The following is a 19,657-nucleotide window of genomic DNA, read 5'->3' as shown; positions in this document are numbered from 1 at the left end:
AAAGCTTATGCCTTATCCATCAGACCGACCATGCGGGCCAGTTCGACGGTGCGATTGGCATAACCCCACTCGTTGTCATACCAAGCGTAGAGTTTGACCTGAGTGCCATTGATAATCATGGTCGATAGCGCATCGATAATGCTCGAACGCGGATCGGTTTTATAATCGACCGAGACTAATGGACGTTCCTCATAACCTAAAATGCCTTTTAGCGGTCCGTCTGCCGCTTCTTTTAACAGGCGATTGACCTCAGCTTCGGTCGTTTTGCGACTCACCTCGAACACACAATCGGTTAATGAGGCGTTCGCTAATGGCACCCGCACCGCATGGCCGTTAAGCTTACCTTTGAGTTCAGGGAAAATATGGGTAATGGCCGTCGCTGAGCCTGTTGTTGTGGGGATAAGGCTTAAACCACAGGCCCGCGCACGGCGGAGATCTTTATGCGGCGCATCTAAAATCGTTTGAGTATTGGTAATATCATGAATGGTTGTCATGGAACCATGCACTATACCGAGGTTTTCGTGGATCACTTTGACGATTGGCGCCAAACAGTTAGTGGTACAGGAGGCCGCAGTCACAATCGGATGAATGGCTTTGTCATAGAGTTGATGATTCACCCCCATGACAACGTTTAACACGCCCTCTTCTTTAACGGGCGCTGTGACCACAACGCGTTTAACGCCTTGATCTAAATAAGCTTGCAGCACTGCTTTGGTTTTCATCTTACCCGAGGCTTCAATCACAACATCACAACCGGACCAATCGGTTTCCCCGATGGTTTTATTGCGAGTACAGCTAATACGCTTACCATCGATAATGATGTCATTACCCTCGGCATTAGCCTCGTACTGCCAGCGACCATGCACAGAGTCGAATGTGAGCAAATGGGCTAAGGTCGCCGCATCCCCAGCGGGATCATTAATCTGCACAAACTCAACCTCTTCCCAGCCCCAAGCAGCGCGTAATGCTAAACGTCCCATACGGCCAAAGCCATTTATCCCGATTTTGATTGTCATACCTGCATCCTTCACACTCAGTTTTATATTAGGTGTTTTATATTATTTGTTTAAGATTACAGCGTTATCTCTTCGATATAGCCGCGTTGATGCCCTTCTCGTTGGCAATGGCGGTAATAATCTCAGCGGTTTTAGTGCATTTAGCGCATCCACTACCTAATTCTTTGATATTTAACACTTTTATAATTCTCACGGAATGGGACCTATAGCGTTAAAGATCCAACCGATTAAGGTGAATGAAATCAATAAAATAGCAAAAACGATGGCCAGCAAACGCCATTGCATCACCTGCTTGAGCAAAATGAACTCGGGAAAACTGGCGGCAACCGTAGACATACAAAATGCCAATGTCGTCCCTACGGGCAAGCCATTAGTGATAAGGCTCTCCATGATAGGAATAACCCCAGTCGCATTGGAATACAGAGGAATACCAATCAATACCGCCGCAGGAACCGACCACCATTGACCATCGCCTAAGTGGGCTTCGATCCAACCGTCAGGCACAAATCCATGGAGTGCGGCGCCAAGCCCAACCCCAATAATGACCCATTTCCACACTCGGCCAAAAATCTCTAGGGTCTCGCCTTTCGCAAATTCATGCCGTTCCGTTAACGTCATGGATGTTGATGTCATACCCTCGCTATTATCGTGACTTGCTTGCGCCTGACCTTGCTCGAGTGCTTTGGCGGCAAAGGACTGCAGCCAACGCTCAGCGCGGATCGTGTCCAAAAATGCCCCCGCCAACATACCCACTGACATGCCGACCAGCACGTATATCACAGTAAACTTCCAGCCCAACAGACTCACAAGCAACAGAACGGCGACTTCATTAATTAACGGCGAAGTGATCAGAAATGCCATAGTGATCCCAACGGGGATCCCCGCGGAAGTGAAACCTAAAAAAACCGGAATACTCGAACATGAGCAGAATGGGGTAACAGCGCCAAAACCCGATCCCATAAAGTAACCGACAAAACGATTTTTACCCGCCAAGTAATCCCGAACCCGCTCGACATTGAGCGAGGCCCGCACCAAAGCGATGCCATAAATCATCAGCAACAGGAGCGCAAAAATCTTAGTGGTATCTTCAATAAAAAAATGGATGGCGTCGGCGAGCTTAGTATTGGGCTCTAAACCCATCAAATCAAAAGTTAACCAGCTCGCTAAATCTGAAAATATTTGCAGCATTGTTACGCCACCTTAATATTAAGCAAAACTTTAGACACGTAAACATATGAAAAAACGTATATTTGAGGTTAAATTTTTGCTGCTAGCCCTCTAGCAGCAAGCTTTAGCACGGTCAGGACGCCCGCCCATCTTGCACAAATTACGCATATTTTCTTCAAGGAATACAGTGTTTTGGTTGGTAACTTCACTCAACACTAACTGACTCCATTCGGGTAAGTCATTATTGATACGATAGAAAATCCATTGCCCCTGACGGCGATCAACTAATAAACCGCATTTACGTAATTGGGCCAAATGTCGCGAAATCTTAGGCTGAGTCTCTTGCAATGCCTCGGTCAATTCACAGACACAGAGCTCCCCCTCTTGCTGGATCAACATCATGCAACGCAAGCGGGTTTCATCGGCTAAACATTTAAAAAACTGGGTTGGATTAATCATTGATGCCCTTAGACTGAACTAGTACAAACATTTTGATCCTTTTGTTAACTTTCCTAAAGGTTCATTCAAACAGCAAGCTGTGAGCGGTAAGAAACAACACTCGTTTTTCATGGCTATGGATCTTTTGGAAAGACCTTGTACAATATATACGAATTTTCATATATGTAAATATCCGTATATAAGATCACTTTAAGTTTCACGCATTAGTCAAAATGGTGTTTGAGTATAGTGTTCAACACTAAGATACATACGAAAATTCACATATAAAAAATCATTCAAACCCACCGACAATATAGTTAGGTGAGGGCATTATTTTATGATTACGGGTAGACAGTCTCTGCCCTTTTAGGAGCTTGTATGTGGTTAGCAGGGGCAATTTTTGTTCTCACCATAGTGTTAGTAATTTGGCAACCTAAGGGGTTAGGCATAGGTTGGAGTGCTACCTTGGGCGCCGTATTGGCCCTACTACTGGGTGTGGTGCACTTAGGGGATATTCCTGTGGTATGGAATATTGTCTGGAATGCGACCGCCACCTTTATTGCCGTGATCGTCATCAGTTTATTATTAGATGAGTCGGGATTTTTCGAATGGGCCGCGCTGCATGTGGCCCGTTGGGGCAAAGGTCGTGGGCGTTTACTCTTTACTTACATAGTATTACTCGGCGCGACTGTTGCCGCATTGTTTGCCAATGATGGCGCGGCGCTGATCCTCACCCCCATAGTGATTGCTATGTTACTGGCTCTGGGCTTTAGCGCCGGAGCAACCTTAGCCTTTGTAATGGCGGCGGGTTTTATTGCCGATACCGCAAGTTTGCCGTTAATTGTCTCTAACCTAGTCAATATTGTTTCAGCGGACTTCTTCAACATAGGTTTTAACGAATACGCCTCTGTGATGGTGCCCGTCGATATTGCTGCTATTAGTGCCACCTTAGTCATGCTGCATCTGTTTTTCCGCAAAGATATTCCCGCGACCTACGACTTGCAAAAACTACGCGAACCTAAGGCCGCCATTCGCGACCTCAACACCTTTAAAACCGGTTGGGGCGTATTAGTCTTACTCTTGGTGGGCTTTTTTGGCTTAGAACCGCTCGGTGTGCCCGTGAGTTTAGTGGCTGCCGTGGGTGCCCTGATCCTGTTTGTTGTCGCGAAAAAAGGCCAAGCCATAGATACCACTAAGGTACTTCGCGGCGCGCCATGGCAGATAGTGATCTTTTCACTCGGCATGTATTTGGTTGTTTATGGTCTTCGCAACGCAGGCTTAACCGATTACCTATCGAGCGTATTAAATAGCTTGGCAGAACAAGGGCTTTGGGCTGCCACTATGGGCACGGGCTTCTTGGTCGCGTTTTTATCGTCCCTCATGAACAACATGCCAACGGTGTTAATTGGCGCCCTCTCGATAGACGGTAGCAATGCGACCGGCGTGATTAAAGAAGCCATGATTTACGCTAACGTGATTGGTAGCGATTTGGGTCCTAAAATCACCCCCATCGGCAGTTTAGCAACCCTGCTATGGCTGCATGTACTGGCGCAGAAAAATATTAATATTACCTGGGGTTATTATTTCCGCGTCGGCATAGTGATGACGCTACCTGTGCTATTTGTCACCCTAGCGGCACTGGCGCTGCGCCTCTCCTTCTAATCTTCGTCCATGGGCACTAGAGCATCTGTTTAGTGCCTATGGATAAATTTATAAGCGATTATTTATCAGAGACATGTTATGACTAATATGATTGATGACAGCATTAAGATTTACCACAATCCAGCCTGTGGCACATCGCGCAACACTTTAGCATTGATCCGTAATAGTGGAGTCGAACCCCAAATCATCCACTACTTAGAAAACGCCGCCCTCCCGCGATGAATTACTTAAGTTAATTAATGAGATGAAAATCTCTGTGCGTTCATTGCTACGTAACAATGTTGAACCATTTGAACGACTAGGACTTTCTGAAGACACATTTAATGATGAAGAACTGGTTAACTTCATGCTGACTTATCCCATTTTAATTAACCGTCCTATCGTCGTTACGCCGCGAGGCACAAAACTCTGTCGCCCGTCTGAGACTGTGCTTGATATTTTGACCAAAGCACAACAAGGCCCTTTCACCAAAGAAGATGGCGAAATCATCATTAATGAACAGGGACAAAGAGTTCGCACATGAAACCACTAAACCACGATATGCCAGCGCTCAAACAAGAATTAATGGTTAATAACATGGATATGGACTGTTTTAATCTAACTCCTCTAACCCATCCGCCTAGAATACTGATGCTTTATGGCTCAGTACGAGAACGCTCCTATAGCCGACTGACGACGGAAGAAGCCACTCGACTATTAACACACATGGGCGCAGAGGTGCATATTTTTAACCCTTCTGGACTCCCACTTCCTGATGATGCGCCTGACAGTCATCCCAAAGTCATGGAACTAAGAGAAATGGTACGTTGGTGCGAAGGTATGGTGTGGTGTTCACCAGAACGCCACGGTGCGATGACCAGTATTATGAAAGCTCAAATCGATTGGATCCCTTTGGCTGAAGGTGCAGTCCGGCCTTCACAAGGTAAGACATTAGCAATAATGCAGGTGAGTGGTGGTTCACAGTCCTTCAACACACTAAACCAAATGCGTATATTGGGACGATGGATGCGCATGTTCACCATACCCAACCAGTCTTCAATCGCAAAAGCTTGGTTAGAGTTTGACGAGGCAGGCCGAATGAAACCTTCGCCTTACTACGATCGCGTAGTTGATGTTATGGAGGAATTGATGAAATTCACTTTACTCCTGAGGGGCAATGTTGATTTCCTCACGAACCGATATAGCGAACGCAAAGAAAGCGCTTCAGAGCTATCAACCCGAGTAAATCAAAAAGAAATATAGATTAAACACTAAAAGTATTCTCGACTATGGAGCAAAAGATTAGCCCTGCGCCAACTTTTGCTCCAGATAAGAACCATCACGCAAAATAAATACATTCCAAATACACGAGTGAGACCTAAATCCTTAAAGCCAGCTAAAAACTCTCTGTAACTTGCCATCAACCAAGCCGAAACCTCGCTATAAAACGACTAACTGGAAGCAATACAACCAAGCCTTAATCAACCGCAGTTCACCCACCTTCTGGATTGATAAGACGCCACAAACAAGTGGAAAGCCGAAGTTAAGTTGCGCAAGAAAGGCCGTCCACGTTTGTTTAGCGACTTAGCCATTATCACTGCCCTGCCACGAAGTTATTCGTCGAAAACGTGCCTTATTGCTTTTCACTCCTAAGTAAGCCACAGCGTTATGGTATAAGAGCATCCCAATAACTTAGCGGTCAGTAGGCAAAAGCTTCATGGCTCAAATAAGCAATAGAAGAAACTGTACAGTTATCGTCGCCGGTCATCTCAAAAAGCGCCATGTACAGGATAAAGTATCTGCGAGGTGGTACGCTGAGGATGCGAAATGATAACGCTCAGGTGGGAGAGACTTACACCATGATAAAGGCTCTGAACAAGCTTATAGTGCTATTTATGCCTGAAACCCATCATATCGTCCAATATTTAAACAGCCATAAAAGTTCTGCTCACTGAATCTGCTTAGGAAACAATGAGTTGACTGAGTTTAATGCAAGGCTGAGCCCGTGTAGTGTCGTTATCCACATAAACGGGCAACATAAGCAGGTGATGAACACAATTTTGAGCTAGCTTGATAACAACACTAGTCGTGTCCCCAAGGTTTGGGCGGTAATGCTACTGGCTGGGTAAGATCAAAATCGACTTTGAAATCGCGGTTTTCGCGCGTAAGTTGATAGCTAAACGTTGTTGGCGTAATTTCCATGTGCCACACATTCGTGATCGACTGGGTTAGCCCATTCTTAACGAAGTTATCGATAGATTCCCTATCAATTGGAAATGATTGTTTCTGTACTGTCCCATCATTCATAGTGTCGCCGCCATACATGGTCACAGCATCTTCACTTCCATCCTGATGGCGATGGTCGTGCTTCAACTTAAGTCCTTGCTGCGTTTTAGTCAGCACCCAAGTACGCGAGTGGTCATCACCCACATGGAACGGGATCTTAAGCTCAGTGTCGCTACATTCACGCACGTGCATAATTAACGACTTGCCGCTAAAGGCCGAATCAGCCGTGTCACCCGATACCACTTTTCCCGCAAAGGCTTGGCCACAATGGGCCGCGATTTGTGCGAAAAAAGTATTCTGCGTCTTGGTGGATAGCGACTCAACTTGAGCGGCGATTGATGGCAACGCGATAAAAGACAAACTGATGAGCCCGAGGCTCGGTAGGGTAATGTTGGGATTCATTATGTTCTCCACTTTTTTAGATGAAAAACACCCTAACACTAGGAAATAAATTCAAACTGAATTTCACCTAGTGTTAGTGATGATAAACCAAAGTGATTACCAGCCGATATAAGTACGCGAACGATTACCCAGACGCTTTTTGATAAAGCGAGCCGTCATAATACTGCCTACCATCATGAAAATGAAAATCCCAGCGGAAAAGAGCACGCTAGTCACAGCAGAACCTGGTGGGAAGCGGAAACGCATTACGGTTGCAGCCGTGTTAAATAGCATATCGAAGAGTGGATGAATAAAGAAAATTGCAAAACTCATCTCAGCGACTTCGACTAACCAAGGCAAACGACTTCGTCCCGACAACCATTCACAGAAATTCAGTACTAATACACATAAACAAAGTTTCTGAATAAACTGCCAATCGATACCGTTATACTCAAACGGTGCCTTATGATAATTACCAATATGCTGCACTATGTAAGTTTGTTCGACTAAGCTCACCACTAAAAAAATCATCGCTAGTGCGGTGAAAATAGAGCCAAAGCGCGTCACAATATGTTCATCTTGCGAATATAAAATACCAATCAAGTAGAAAGGTACAAAATACACAACTGAGTGGATGAAATTGACGTTACCTATAGGTCTATGCAATAGGATTGCTACCACACAGCTCAGTACAAATAGTGTCCAACGCATCTGCTGCGAGCAACGGATAAACCATAAAAAAATCGGCGAGAATAAAAACACCGCCATGATGAAGGGAATGTACCAGTGCGGATACAGAATATAACCGTTACGCACAGTATAAAAAATACTCAGCAAGACATTATCGAGCGGCTGATGCTCCATAAATATCCAGCGCAAACACAAACAAAATAGACCAATCAATGATACAACTAAAAAAGGATAAAGTACGTTTTGTACTTTGTTCTTCATAAACTTGCTGTAGTCGAAATCCTTATAAAAAATGCGATGGAAAAAGTATCCCGAGATAAACACAAATAACGCTGTGCCACCACGCAATAGATTTTCCAGCAACAGCGGGAAACCTTCACCAGAGTTGTAAATACTGTGGCCAAGCACGATAAAAATAATCGCAATGCCACGCATGTAGGTAAATTCGAGCTGATTTTTTCTCATTATTAATTCATCGCACAGTAGAGGGTTCTTCCATCAACAACACTCGCAGAAACCCTAATAGTTCCATGGACTTCCGCTTCGTTGAATACCAGATACTGACCCTCACGCTGAAAGGGGAATGCTAAAGGTAACAGAGTTGCCGCCTCAATGCCCTCACAAAAATTTTGTACTGGAACATCGAGTAATGGACTGCCACTCACTGACAAGTTACTAAATTGCGCACTCATCCCTAAATAAGCTTGAGTCATTTCCTCTTGATAGGGCACCACATAAAAGCCAGAACGTACGTCACCCACATCGATAAAACTGCTGCTATCGCTCACGCTCGGCATAACCAATAACGGCACTTTTGGATCCTGCACATTCAACAACAACTGAGACAATTTTGCTTGAGTGGCAGGGTAATACGCTAGCATCTCCTGCAGCTGTTTCTTCTGTTTAGTGTCTTTCTTGTCTAACGGGGATACTGGCTTTACGCGGTTCAGTAGTAAATCCACAGGCAACATACCCGACATGACCGACTCTTTCCATACATAAGGGTCTTGAGTGCTATCCAACAATATGCCCGCCAGAGCGCCAATATTTGCCGCCTCAGCCGTCCAACCAACCCACATTTTCTGCTGTTGATAATAGTCATACACATATTTTGTCAGTATTTGCTGATAACCAAGTAAAGTTTGATTTTGACTCAATACACGCGCACCTGCGGCCAATTCCACATACTTAGCGCTGCCTTCAACGAGATCATTGATGTAACCGACTCTATCTTCATTCGGCGCAATTTGGCGCCATTGCTGCAACCAATAAGCAGCATAGCTAAGATGTAATGACTGTTGTTCGGGTTGTGCCAGCGCCGCCATTAAGGCATCAAATAACTGTAAACGATAATAGCGAGCATCGAAGTTGAGCGGAAAGACCTCACCCTCATAACGCTTACCGTCTTCTAATACTCGCCATTCGGATTGGGCATAAAAATGGAAGGCTTCATGCAAGCCATTGCTCGCCCAGATTAAAAAAGCTAAATCCGTTGGCTTAGTGTCGCGAGTAAATTGGATGTTCGGCACTTCGAGCTGGATCAATACGCCTGGCTGGCCATTATATTGTGGAAAGCCGAAGCTCACCGATAGACCAGAGTGCAGATTGACAGACTCTAACACACTGTTATCTTGGATTATTTCGCCACCAGGCTGTCGAAGCCAGACATTACCACCATAACTAAAGAGGTGTACTTTATCTTCAAGGCGAAAACCGGGCCACAAAGCTTCGCTCTGGCGACTATTCTGTGCCATAAAATCGAGGTAAAGACGGGCGAGTTGTTCCGGAGAGGCCTCATCGGCAAACGCGGGGGTAGCGGCAGAGACACCTAAAAGCCATAGGATCACTACCATAATATTTTTCATTTATCTGCCTAAACAAACACAAGGGGTTTACAAAACAGCGCTAGCATATAGCGCAATCAAGCAATAGTGAAACATTTGCAAAAAAATATTTTTACCCCAGAAAATCTCAGTCAAAACCAAATCAACGACTCCTAATGAAATCATATTTTTAGCACAATTTTGCATCACTTAGGCGATTGCGCTCGCAATAGGTTTAAGTCTTAGGTTCGCTCGGCTTATCTCCAAACCACAGTGTGAGTTTATCCGCTGCAAGGGATTTCACTTCATCATCGATATATAAGGTCACCATAGTCAGGGCCGCGGCAAGGGCACCTAAATCATCGGTAAAGCCAACTAAAGGAGTCAGATCGGGAATCGCATCTAAAGGCAAAATAAAATACGCTAACGCGCCGTAGATGACTGACTTAGCCCACTTAGGCGTATTGGGTTGTTGCGCTGCATAATAAAGCCATAGTGCCCGCTCGATGACCTCTCTACCTGCTTGACGGCTAAAGAGTTTGATCTTGTTCCAAAATCCGCTGTCAGTAAATTGCTCATCCGCCATCATATTTCTCCAATACCCTAAAGTTGTTTGGGTATACACCCATGCCACTTCACAGTGTACGACGATAAGCCGCAGGGGTCAGGCCAAATTGCTGCTTAAAACGTAAGGAAAACTTTTCCGCAGATTGATAACCACAGGCCAAAGCCACTTGCAATACTGGCTCGCTCGAATTCTGCAACATGGCTAAACCATGACAAAGCCGCACTTCTACCAGTAACTGCCTAAAACTAGTGTCTTCTAAGGCCAATTTACGCCTAAGGCTTGCCGTGCTCATGTGTAACTTGTCGGCAATATCCTCCTGCTGCCATGACGCCGAAGGACTCACACTCATCAAGGCCAAGGCCGCTTGAGTCACGCTGCGTTGGGTGTGTCCATACAACCAGTTCACACTGCGTTTATCTGGCAAACTTAACAGTAATGCAGCCAAATAATGCAGTTGAACAGGATCGGCCAGAGACAAGGTCAAACTCTGTAATAGCGCATTCCAAGCTAAGTCCACAGCGCGTGATATATTTTGGACTGGCATAGGGTCACGCCAATCGGTAGCACTTGATAAAATGCCTTGGGGTAAATCGTGGGGGAGTAATAACTGCACCGCCCGATAACGCCCAAGAAAAGGTCGATTAACAAAGCTAATATGCGAACCAGCAGGAATTAACAGTAACTGCCCTTGGCCTACTAAAACAGATTCATCTTGCCAGAGCAGAGACTTTTCACCATAGATAACCCGAATAATCGACGGCTGATGTACAGGGACTTGAGATAAAGATTGTGCCTGCTTCGAATCATATTCAAACATACGGATCATGACACCAGCCTAATTATCAATGGATTATCGATTATATACCGCAGTCAACTTGGCGCTGCCGAGCGCTTGTGCCCTGAGCATAAAGCCCAATAAGGCAGGGCTAGCATCCTTTGGCAATTCTAAAGCACTGGGTAATGCCCACACAGTAAATTCATACCTGTGAACGCCATGACCTTGGGGCGGGCATGCGCCACCAAAATTTGTAGTGCCAAAATCGTTCTTCAAGGCAATAGCACCTTTGGGCAGTGCATCAACATGCGAGCCCGCACCTTGTGCGAGCGAAGTTTGCGCTAAGGGTAAGTTATATACGGCCCAGTGCCACCAACCGCTGCCCGTTGGTGCATCAGGATCATAAGCTGTCACTGCAAATGCTTTAGTTCCTGTGGGCACGTCAGTCCAAGTCAGTTGCGGCGAAATATTTTCCCCTTGGCAACCAAAGCCATTAAACACTAATTGCGATGTCAGTTTATTGCCCTCGCTCATATCTTTGCTCGTTAATGTCATAGCACTTGCCTGTCCAACGAATAACCCAAGCACTAAACTCGCCCCTAACCACCCTTTATTCATGTCTATCTCCTATTCATGTTCGACCTGACTCACTTTACGTCAATCAAAAAAATAACATCTGCCCTAAAACGACAACTTTCTGCCCCAAATGCTCAAATGTGAGAAAAAAGTTATCACTTTTGCATTTTTCAAGCAGGAAGATGATTTTGTAACGAAAATATCTGCATAACAATGCAAATATGGAATGCGGTATAAATCAGAATGATGATTACAGCAGCCTTTAAATTAAGATTAGATATTTGAAATAAGATATTTTATGCAAATAATATTATTTAAATAATGCTGACAATATTTACTTTCATAATTTAGATAAAGATACTTAAGCATGATTGACTCCATTTAATATTGATAATTTAAGTTAAATTGACGTGCTAATTATTTAAAAATAAGACATAGGTCATGATTTTATTTATAACTCGCATATAAACTTCATTACGTAATAAAAACCTAACCATTTTCTCTAAGTCATAATGGAGTCGTATATGAAGAGGAAATCTAAAATTATGGCGCATATCAGGCGCACACGGCATATCATGATGCCTAGTCAACGTGACTATTTCGATCACTCCTTTATCTTCCTCCGCTAACCTTAGCGTAGGTAGTAGGCCAATTAACAGGTCTAAAGTGCTATTGCCCTAATAGGTGCAAACACTTATCGTACTGTTTTATTTGGTTTATTATCTAACACCTTAATCAAAGCATTCTTTTATCAGTGCAGTTTTACTGCGGCTAAGCTATTCATACGCTCAATAAATATATTTCTACTTATATTTATTTCGTAACTTTGGCATAACCACATTTAATCTGCGCACGGAATAGCTATATCTAATTTTCATACCATTAATGTTTTTAATTAGGTATAGGCACACTTGTATCTATTTTTTATAAAGTAAAAGGGAAATTAACTATGAAATCATTAAAAGTAGCCGCTAGCTTATCTGTTAGATCTTGTTTCGATATCGACAGAGAAGTTGTCAATGTATTAACCACAGATTTTTGCGATGTGGGCGCGGCTGTCGTCTCTGTTGATGATGTTAGAAATGGTATTGTTGAAAAGATCAAAAACACAGGATTGAAACTGCCCATTTTCGTTTCAGTTTGCTGTGAAGAAACCTTCCCTGATGATGTTTGCTCATCGATTACAGGGGTATTTGAACTCTGCGGTGATAACACTGACTTCTACGGAAAACAGGTTGAGACTGCAATAAGTAAATATGAACAAGCGCTATTGCCACCTTTCTTCGGTACGTTAAAAAAATACGTCGAAATGGGTAACTCTACCTTTGCCTGTCCTGGTCACCAAGGCGGACAATTCTTCCGTAAACACCCTGTGGGCCGCCAATTCTTCGACTTTTTTGGCGAAACAATTTTCCGCGCGGATATGTGTAATGCCGACGTGAAACTGGGTGATTTACTGATCCATGAAGGCGCTCCACTGGAAGCACAGAAATACGCTGCCAAAGTTTTTAATGCCGATAAAACCTATTTCGTACTTAACGGCACTTCGTCATCAAATAAAGTCGCGACTAATGCGCTGTTAGCGAAAGGCGACCTCGTGTTATTCGACCGCAATAACCACAAATCAAACCACCATGGCGCATTAATTCAAGCAGGTGCTACACCTGTTTATTTAGAAACGGCACGTAATCCCTTCGGATTTATTGGTGGCATTGATGCCCACTGTTTCCAAGAGTCCTATTTAAGAGAGCAAATTCGTGAAGTCGCGCCAGAAAGAGCCGATGAAAAACGCCCATTCCGCTTGGCGATAATCCAACTCGGCACCTATGACGGCACTATCTACAATGCTCGCCAAGTGATTGATAAAATTGGTCATCTTTGTGACTACGTCTTATTCGACTCGGCTTGGGTGGGTTATGAACAGTTCATCCCTATGATGAATGACTGCTCACCACTCTTGCTCGAACTAACTGCTGAAGATCCAGGCATTATCGTGACTCAGTCGGTGCATAAACAGCAGGCCGGTTTCTCACAAACCTCTCAAATCCATAAAAAAGATAAACATATCAAAGGCCAAGATAGATATTGCAACCATAAACGCTTCAATAACGCCTTTATGATGCATGCCTCTACCAGTCCCTTCTATCCTTTATTTGCGGCGCTAGATGTAAACGCGAAAATGCATGAAGGCGCGAGTGGTCGTTATCTGTGGCGCGAAGCGGTAAAAGCGGGTATCGAAGCACGTAAGCTATTGCTCAAAAAGTGTAAATATATCAAACCATTCGTGCCAACAATGATCGACGGCCGCCTATGGCAAGACTATGAAACCGAACAAATGGCCGATGACTTACGCTTCTTCGAATTCGAACCTGGTCAGAAATGGCACTCCTTCGAAGGTTATGAAAAAGGCCAATACTTTGTTGACCCTTGTAAGTTCTTATTAACAACACCGGGCATAGATGCTGAAACAGGCAAATATACCGAATTTGGTATTCCAGCGACTATTCTGGCTAACTTCTTACGGGAAAATAATATTATTCCAGAGAAGTGCGACTTGAATTCGATTTTATTCCTGATGACACCTGCGGAAGATATGGCCAAGATGCAACATCTGGTATCACAAATATCTCGTTTCGAGAAATTAGTCGATGAAGATGCGCCATTATCTGAAGTATTACCTAACGTTTATAACGCCAATAAAGCCCGTTATAAAGACTATTCTATCCGTCAACTCTGCCAAGAAATGCACAATCTTTATGTCAGCCATGACGTAAAACAACTGCAGAAAGAAATGTTCCGTAAAGCGCATTTTCCTACAAAAGTGATGGACCCACAGGAAGCAAACCTAGAGTTTATTCGCGGTAAAGTAGAACTAGTCCCACTCTCGCAAATTGAAGGCCGTATCGCTGCCGAAGGTGCGCTGCCATATCCACCAGGCGTGTTATGTATGGTGCCAGGTGAAATATGGGGTGGTTCTGTTCAGCGTTATTTCCTTGCCCTTGAAGAAGGCATCAACCTATTACCTGGATTCTCACCAGAACTGCAAGGTGTTTATCTCGAAAATACCGCAGACGGCAAAATTCAAGCAATGGGCTATGTACTAAATAAATAATGAAGACTGACTGCAGAGTTTATTAACCCCACTCTGCAGTCAAATTCATGCCTCCTATAATAAGTCACCTAAATTAGGTTATTAGTATGAGTAAATCAGAAAATAAAATTGGCGTCGTCCAATTAACTATTATCACCATAGTCAACATGATGGGTTCGGGCATTATTATGCTGCCAACCCAATTAGCTCAAGTCGGTACTATCTCCATTTTATCTTGGTTAGTAACAGCAGCAGGGTCAACGGCCCTCGCCTTCGCCTTTGCTAAGTGCGGTATGTTCAGTAAAAAATCCGGTGGTATGGGCGGTTATGCCGAGTATGCCTTCGGCCGTTCAGGCAACTTTATGGCCAACTACACCTATGCCGTCTCGCTGTTAATCGCCAACGTCGCGATTGCCATCTCTGCCGTGGGTTACGCAGCCGTGTTGCTGGAAGTTAACTTAAGCCCGATGGCAATTTGTCTTGCGACCATTGGCGTACTTTGGTTGGCAACCATTGCTAACTTCGGTGGTGCCCGCATCACGGGTCGCGTCAGTAGCGTGACTGTGTGGGGGATTATTCTGCCTGTGATTGGCGTATCTTTAATTGGCTGGTTCTGGTTTGACATCGACCTCTATAAAGGCGCATGGAACCCGCATGATATGCCATTCTTCAAAGCGTTAGGCGGTTCTATCGCTATGACTTTGTGGGCGTTCCTCGGTTTAGAATCGGCCTGTGCAAACTCAGAAGCCGTCGATAACCCAGAAAAAAACGTACCTATCGCCGTGATGGGCGGAACCTTAGGTGCAGCAGTGATTTATATCGTTTCCACTAACGTCATTGCCGGTATTGTGCCAAATGCCGAGCTTGCCATGTCGAATGCGCCATTCGGTTTAGCCTTTGCACAAATGTTTAATCCAGTAGTCGGTAAAATCGTGATGGCCTGCGCCATTATCTCCTGTACTGGATCACTCTTAGGTTGGCAGTTCACTATTGCCCAAGTGTTTAAAGCCTCTGCCGATGAAGGATTTTTTCCGAAAATTTTCTCTAAAGTCAGCAAAGCCGATGCGCCAATTTGGGGCATGACTATTATCGTCTCGATCCAAACAGCACTATCGCTGATGACCATTAGCCCATCACTGAGTAAGCAGTTCGAAGCACTCGTTAATCTCGCCGTCGTCACCAACATTGTGCCTTATATCTTATCTATGGCCGCGCTTGGCATAATGCAAAGACAGCAAAAAGTGCCTATCAATAAAGCCCGCGTTGCCAACGTGATCGCCGTAATCGGTGCGTTATATAGCTTCTATGCTCTGTACAGCTCAGGCGAAACCGCAGTGATGCTTGGCGCCATAGCCACCTTCTTCGGTTGGACTATTTTCGGCGTGATCTCAAACCAAGCGCCTGTTGCCGACACACGTCCAGCCTAAATACGGCTAACGCATGATCGGAAACAATTAATACCAACATCCACATCAAGACTAACGATAACTCTGGGATCATAGGCCAAGCCTATGATCCCCTGGAGAATACTTGCTCATTATCGGGGGATTTATGAATAAGACTTGTCTCGCTTTAGTGTTACCTATGCTATTAACGGCCACCAGCAGTCAGGCGGTTGAACTCTATAAAGATCAAAAAAACACCTTAGATTTAACGGGTTGGTTAGGGTTTGCAGCATTAAATGACAGCCACGATACTTCAGTTATCGACGACTCGTCACGCCTAAGATTCAGCTTCGAGCGCAGCGAGAAAAATGGTTGGACCGCTTTTGCTACCACAGAATGGGGGATCAACATGGTCTCCAGCGACGATGGGCTAGTGATGCAAGGGGGCAAACTCGCCGCCGAAAAAACCGATGATTTTCTCTATAACCGCTTAGGTTATGTTGGCATGTCCCATGATACATGGGGCAACCTGAGTTTCGGTAAACAATGGGGTGCCTATTACGATGTCGCAGGCACGACAGATTTACCGAACGTATTTGCAGGTTACAGCGTTGGCGCTTACACCTTCGGAGATGGCAGCCTCACAGGTACAGGTCGTGCCGATTCCGCCTTCATTTACCGTAATAATTTAGGCCCAGTACAAATCGCCCTGCAATATGCCGCCAAGACCAATGGTGATGTCAGCCTAAAGAACGATGACGGTAGCGAGATGACCAACTCAGAACTGAGTTTTGACAGCAGCTACGGCGCCAGTATCACTTATGCGGTAACCGATAAATTTAAGCTACTCGCAGGTTTTAACCGCGGCGATTTTGAAGGCCACTTAGGCAATACTCAAGTCGATGAAACCAATGAAATTATCGGTATTGGTGCCATGTATGGTGACTACTATCACTATGCCGAAGGACGGGAGGCCAGCGGTCTCTATGTGGGCTTTAACGCTCACAAAAGTAAAAATAATGAACTGGTCAACGGCGATCTCTACGACGCCACTGGTGCCGAGTTGATGACGGCCTATCAATTCGACAACGGATTTGTGCCCATGGTTGTACTCAGTTATTTAGATTTAGACACAGATGCAGCTACGCCGATTCAAGGTCAATGGACTCGCCAATTTGCCATGCTGGGGCTGCATTATCGCTACAGTAACGACACTGTGATGTTTGCCGAGATGAAGCTAGATTTCAGTGATATGGATGATCCTGCACTTGAAGCACAGGAAGACAACAGCTTCGCAGTGGGGATCAACTACTTCTTTTAGGACTAAAGGAGATGTTAGCTAAGGTTTCTAAAGCGCTCATTCTACTTTGGCATTGCTTAGTCGCATGAAGCAGGACAATTTTGAGTAACAGTCTTCAGTGACCGTTCTAATCACATGTTGAGTTAAATCATGTTTAGCAGGATAGGCAGCTCGCGTCATCGCTCATATGCGTGAGCTTATTTGAGACTGAGGTGCGGCGCACGTTCCGTCTACAAACGCTCGCCGTAACACTCATTGGATGGTACCGCAGGCTTACCATTATCTCTACGCCACTCCAAGTTAGTTTCTGGAGTGGCTTTTTTCAATAATGAGCTGCTAGATCCACCTTTGCCACGATCTTCAGCGGTAATTTAAATTCCGACGACTGTCGTTCCGATTCCTCTTCGCTTTAAAAACTAATCTGCAACATCATGATAAAGCAGCCAAGCCTCGCGTTAAGATCCAATGACTTACCTACGCTTCGCCATTTATCGCATTAATACAGCGTTGTACGACTTCTTCGAAAGTGCCATCTATGCTCACTTGGATAACATCAGCTTCATCGGTCGCGGGCATTTCCAGCGTGTCGAACTGACTCTTGAGTAGCTCAATCGGCATGAAGTGGGCTTTTCTGGCAAACATGCGTGTTTTGACTAATTCAAAATCTCCGTATAGATGAATGAACACCAGCTTGCTGTTGTTCTGACGGATTAAGTCACGATACTGGCGACGCAGTGCAGAGCAGACAATAACCCCCTGCTCCCCCTTTTGCTCAATGCTATACACAGCATCGTTGATGCGCTCAAGCCAAGGAGCACGATCGCTATCGTTGAGCGGTGAGCCAGATTTCATCTTGATAATATTGGCTCTAGGATGCAGATCATCACCATCAATAAATTTCGTCTCTAAAGCCTCTGCGACCGCGGCACCAATTGAAGATTTGCCACAACTAGAGACGCCCATGAACACATAGCTATTGCCTTTTTTTCTCTCAGTCACTTTGTTAACCTCATGCCAATTCTCGAATTTAGTCACTTCCCACTCTACCATATTACGGGTAACATGTTACCGGTAACCTACAAAAATGTGGACAACTTAACTAACAAGGAAAAGTCCTCTTATGTCTGATATGTCATTGATTCTGACAGCGCTGGGTTCAATTGCCCTGCTACTGTTCTTAGTGATGAAAGTGAGATTACATGCAGTAGTATCACTGATACTGGTGTCGATCATTGCCGGCCTTTTCTCTGGCATGAACCCAGCTGATATTACCAATACAATTCAACAAGGTATGGGGGGAACACTGGGCTTTGTTGCGGTGGTGGTCGCTTTGGGAGCCATGTTTGGCCGGGTAATGGAAGAGACTGGCGCGCTAGATCAGATAGCCCATACACTGCTGAATAAATTTGGTAACGACAAAGCTCACTGGGCCATGACCTTTACAGGCTTTATCTGTGCGCTCCCCCTCTTCTTCGACGTTGCTGTGGTACTGCTGATTGGCATCGCCTTTGCCGTGGTTCGTAAAGGGGGCGGCAGCGTCGTTAAAATTGGTATTTCACTGCTCGCGGGTATTGCCACATGTCAGGCATTTCTCATCCCTGCACCAGGGCCTATTTTGGTCGCTTCCCAGCTCAATGCCGACTTTGGCTACATGATAGTCTTCGGTTTATTGGCATCGATTCCGGCGATGATTCTAGGCGGCCCACTCTTTGCCAGCCTCATCTCCCAAAAAGTCCATGTTGAGCTGCCTGCCCACGAGCAGCAGGAAAAAGGTGAACGAGAAGGTGGACCAATCCCCTCATTTGCGCTATCAATCAGTATTGTGGTGTTCCCACTGCTGCTTATCGGTTTAAAGACAGTGGTGTCACGCTTTATTGATGAAAAATCCGATCTGCATAATTGGCTCGCCTTGATAGGTCATCCCTTCACCGCCATTTTAGTAGCCTGTTTAATCGCATTCTATGTGCTAGGCGTTAGACGCAATATTCCCAATGAGCGCATCATGGAAATCTGTAGCAGTGCGTTACAACCTGCTGGGATCATTATTCTCGTCACCGGTGCTGGTGGCGTGTTCAAGCAAGTGCTGATTGACTCGGGTGTCGGCGATGCATTAGGCAATATGTTGGCAGGTTCGGGATTACCGATTGTAATACTGGCATTTATTTTGTCGGCTTCGGTGCGCGTGATCCAGGGGTCGGCCACCGTGGCCATGTTAACGGCTTGCGGCCTTATCATCCCAATACTTGAACCACTAAACTTAGATGGTGCTCAATTGGCGGCAATTACGATTGCCATTGGCGGTGGTTCGATTGTGCTCTCGCATGTCAATGATTCAGGCTTCTGGCTCGCTAACCGTTTTCTTGGATTGTCAGAAAAACAAACACTGCAAACTTGGACTGTAATGGAGACCATTATCGGCACGACGGGCGGCATAGTTGCAGTCATCATCTCTGCGTTTCTCTAACGATAACCTGTGATGACAAACATTAGGCATTAGGCATTAGGCATTAGCCGTTAAGC

At 45.0% G+C, this 19,657-nt stretch carries 20 protein-coding genes and 1 pseudogene; 10 read left to right on the top strand and 11 right to left on the bottom strand.

From position 1 onward, the window contains the following. Positions 1–5 precede the first annotated feature (5 nt). The 4 genes from AAA952_RS16475 to AAA952_RS16460 all read right to left on the bottom strand — a co-directional run bounded on the left by AAA952_RS16475 (position 6) and on the right by AAA952_RS16460 (position 2,642). Positions 6–1,016, bottom strand: a complete 1,011-nt coding sequence (locus AAA952_RS16475) for an ArsJ-associated glyceraldehyde-3-phosphate dehydrogenase (RefSeq protein ID WP_338258557.1) — start codon at positions 1,014–1,016, stop codon at positions 6–8. A 64-nt stretch (positions 1,017–1,080) separates the two neighbouring features. Then, a complete protein-coding gene (locus AAA952_RS16470) occupies positions 1,081–1,194 on the bottom strand; it encodes a thioredoxin family protein (protein WP_113941470.1) in 114 nt (37 codons plus the stop codon). 11 nt (positions 1,195–1,205) lie between these two features. Next, on the bottom strand, positions 1,206–2,204 hold the full coding sequence (locus AAA952_RS16465; protein ID WP_338258555.1) for a permease: 999 nt from the start codon (positions 2,202–2,204) through the stop codon (positions 1,206–1,208). Between the two features lie 90 nt (positions 2,205–2,294). After that, on the bottom strand, positions 2,295–2,642 hold the full coding sequence (locus AAA952_RS16460) for a metalloregulator ArsR/SmtB family transcription factor (RefSeq protein ID WP_105250495.1): 348 nt from the start codon (positions 2,640–2,642) through the stop codon (positions 2,295–2,297). A gap of 357 nt (positions 2,643–2,999) precedes the next feature. Between AAA952_RS16460 and AAA952_RS16455 the strand changes: the two genes are divergently transcribed. The 5 genes and pseudogenes from AAA952_RS16455 (at position 3,000) to AAA952_RS16440 (ending at position 6,217) form a co-directional block, all read left to right on the top strand. Further along, positions 3,000–4,283, top strand: a complete 1,284-nt coding sequence (locus tag AAA952_RS16455) for an arsenic transporter (protein WP_338258551.1) — start codon at positions 3,000–3,002, stop codon at positions 4,281–4,283. A 78-nt stretch (positions 4,284–4,361) separates the two neighbouring features. After that, positions 4,362–4,505, top strand: coding sequence for a hypothetical protein (locus tag AAA952_RS22405; RefSeq protein ID WP_445190388.1), 144 nt, complete (start codon positions 4,362–4,364; stop codon positions 4,503–4,505). Between the two features lie 34 nt (positions 4,506–4,539). Next, a complete protein-coding gene (locus AAA952_RS22400; protein WP_445190387.1) occupies positions 4,540–4,806 on the top strand; it encodes an ArsC/Spx/MgsR family protein in 267 nt (88 codons plus the stop codon). Further along, the gene (gene arsH / locus AAA952_RS16445; protein ID WP_338258549.1) at positions 4,803–5,525 is read left to right on the top strand and encodes an arsenical resistance protein ArsH; all 723 of its coding nucleotides are present in this window, start codon (positions 4,803–4,805) and stop codon (positions 5,523–5,525) included. Before AAA952_RS22400 ends, arsH begins: the two co-directional genes overlap by 4 nt. A 151-nt stretch (positions 5,526–5,676) precedes the next feature. After that, a pseudogene (locus tag AAA952_RS16440) lies at positions 5,677–6,217 on the top strand (transposase). Positions 6,218–6,344: 127 nt separating this feature from the next. Here AAA952_RS16440 and AAA952_RS16435 read toward each other — a convergent pair. From AAA952_RS16435 to AAA952_RS16410, 6 genes are all read right to left on the bottom strand, one after another. Then, a complete protein-coding gene (locus tag AAA952_RS16435; protein WP_113941432.1) occupies positions 6,345–6,950 on the bottom strand; it encodes a hypothetical protein in 606 nt (201 codons plus the stop codon). A gap of 96 nt (positions 6,951–7,046) precedes the next feature. Beyond that, positions 7,047–8,084, bottom strand: a complete 1,038-nt coding sequence (locus AAA952_RS16430) for an acyltransferase family protein (RefSeq protein WP_113941433.1) — start codon at positions 8,082–8,084, stop codon at positions 7,047–7,049. A 2-nt stretch (positions 8,085–8,086) separates the two neighbouring features. Next, positions 8,087–9,484 carry a hypothetical protein gene (locus AAA952_RS16425; RefSeq protein ID WP_105250504.1) on the bottom strand — a complete coding sequence of 466 codons (1,398 nt, stop codon included), beginning with the start codon at positions 9,482–9,484 and terminating at the stop codon, positions 8,087–8,089. Between the two features lie 193 nt (positions 9,485–9,677). Beyond that, entirely contained in the window at positions 9,678–10,028 is a 351-nt protein-coding gene (locus tag AAA952_RS16420) for a YkvA family protein (protein WP_263147694.1), read from the bottom strand. A gap of 49 nt (positions 10,029–10,077) precedes the next feature. Beyond that, the gene (locus tag AAA952_RS16415; RefSeq protein WP_113941435.1) at positions 10,078–10,836 is read right to left on the bottom strand and encodes a helix-turn-helix transcriptional regulator; all 759 of its coding nucleotides are present in this window, start codon (positions 10,834–10,836) and stop codon (positions 10,078–10,080) included. 24 nt (positions 10,837–10,860) lie between these two features. Next, positions 10,861–11,403: a YbhB/YbcL family Raf kinase inhibitor-like protein gene (locus AAA952_RS16410; RefSeq protein WP_113941436.1), complete on the bottom strand. Its 543-nt coding sequence runs from the start codon at positions 11,401–11,403 to the stop codon at positions 10,861–10,863. A gap of 470 nt (positions 11,404–11,873) precedes the next feature. On the opposite strand from AAA952_RS16410, the gene speFL reads away from it, so the two are divergent. The 4 genes from speFL to AAA952_RS16395 all read left to right on the top strand — a co-directional run bounded on the left by speFL (position 11,874) and on the right by AAA952_RS16395 (position 17,158). Then, the gene (gene speFL / locus AAA952_RS22395) at positions 11,874–11,990 is read left to right on the top strand and encodes a leader peptide SpeFL (protein WP_100199882.1); all 117 of its coding nucleotides are present in this window, start codon (positions 11,874–11,876) and stop codon (positions 11,988–11,990) included. 320 nt (positions 11,991–12,310) lie between these two features. Further along, complete coding sequence (speF, locus tag AAA952_RS16405; protein WP_105250508.1) at positions 12,311–14,473, top strand: ornithine decarboxylase SpeF; 2,163 nt, start codon at positions 12,311–12,313, stop codon at positions 14,471–14,473. Positions 14,474–14,559: 86 nt separating this feature from the next. Further along, entirely contained in the window at positions 14,560–15,879 is a 1,320-nt protein-coding gene (potE, locus tag AAA952_RS16400; RefSeq protein ID WP_105250509.1) for a putrescine-ornithine antiporter, read from the top strand. A gap of 124 nt (positions 15,880–16,003) precedes the next feature. After that, a complete protein-coding gene (locus AAA952_RS16395) occupies positions 16,004–17,158 on the top strand; it encodes a porin (protein ID WP_338258541.1) in 1,155 nt (384 codons plus the stop codon). Between the two features lie 453 nt (positions 17,159–17,611). Here the strand turns inward: AAA952_RS16395 and AAA952_RS16390 are convergent, their stop codons facing one another. After that, positions 17,612–18,172 carry a gluconokinase gene (locus tag AAA952_RS16390; protein WP_338258540.1) on the bottom strand — a complete coding sequence of 187 codons (561 nt, stop codon included), beginning with the start codon at positions 18,170–18,172 and terminating at the stop codon, positions 17,612–17,614. A gap of 85 nt (positions 18,173–18,257) precedes the next feature. On the opposite strand from AAA952_RS16390, the gene gntU reads away from it, so the two are divergent. Further along, on the top strand, positions 18,258–19,601 hold the full coding sequence (gene gntU / locus AAA952_RS16385) for a gluconate transporter (protein WP_338258539.1): 1,344 nt from the start codon (positions 18,258–18,260) through the stop codon (positions 19,599–19,601). Positions 19,602–19,657 lie beyond the last annotated feature (56 nt).

The sequence above is a fragment of the Shewanella sp. M-Br genome (genome assembly GCF_036245925.1).
In the GTDB taxonomy this organism is placed as follows: domain Bacteria; phylum Pseudomonadota; class Gammaproteobacteria; order Enterobacterales; family Shewanellaceae; genus Shewanella; species Shewanella oncorhynchi.
The sequence above is the reverse complement of the archived record's forward strand: the minus strand, read 5'-3'. Positions and strand labels throughout refer to the sequence as shown.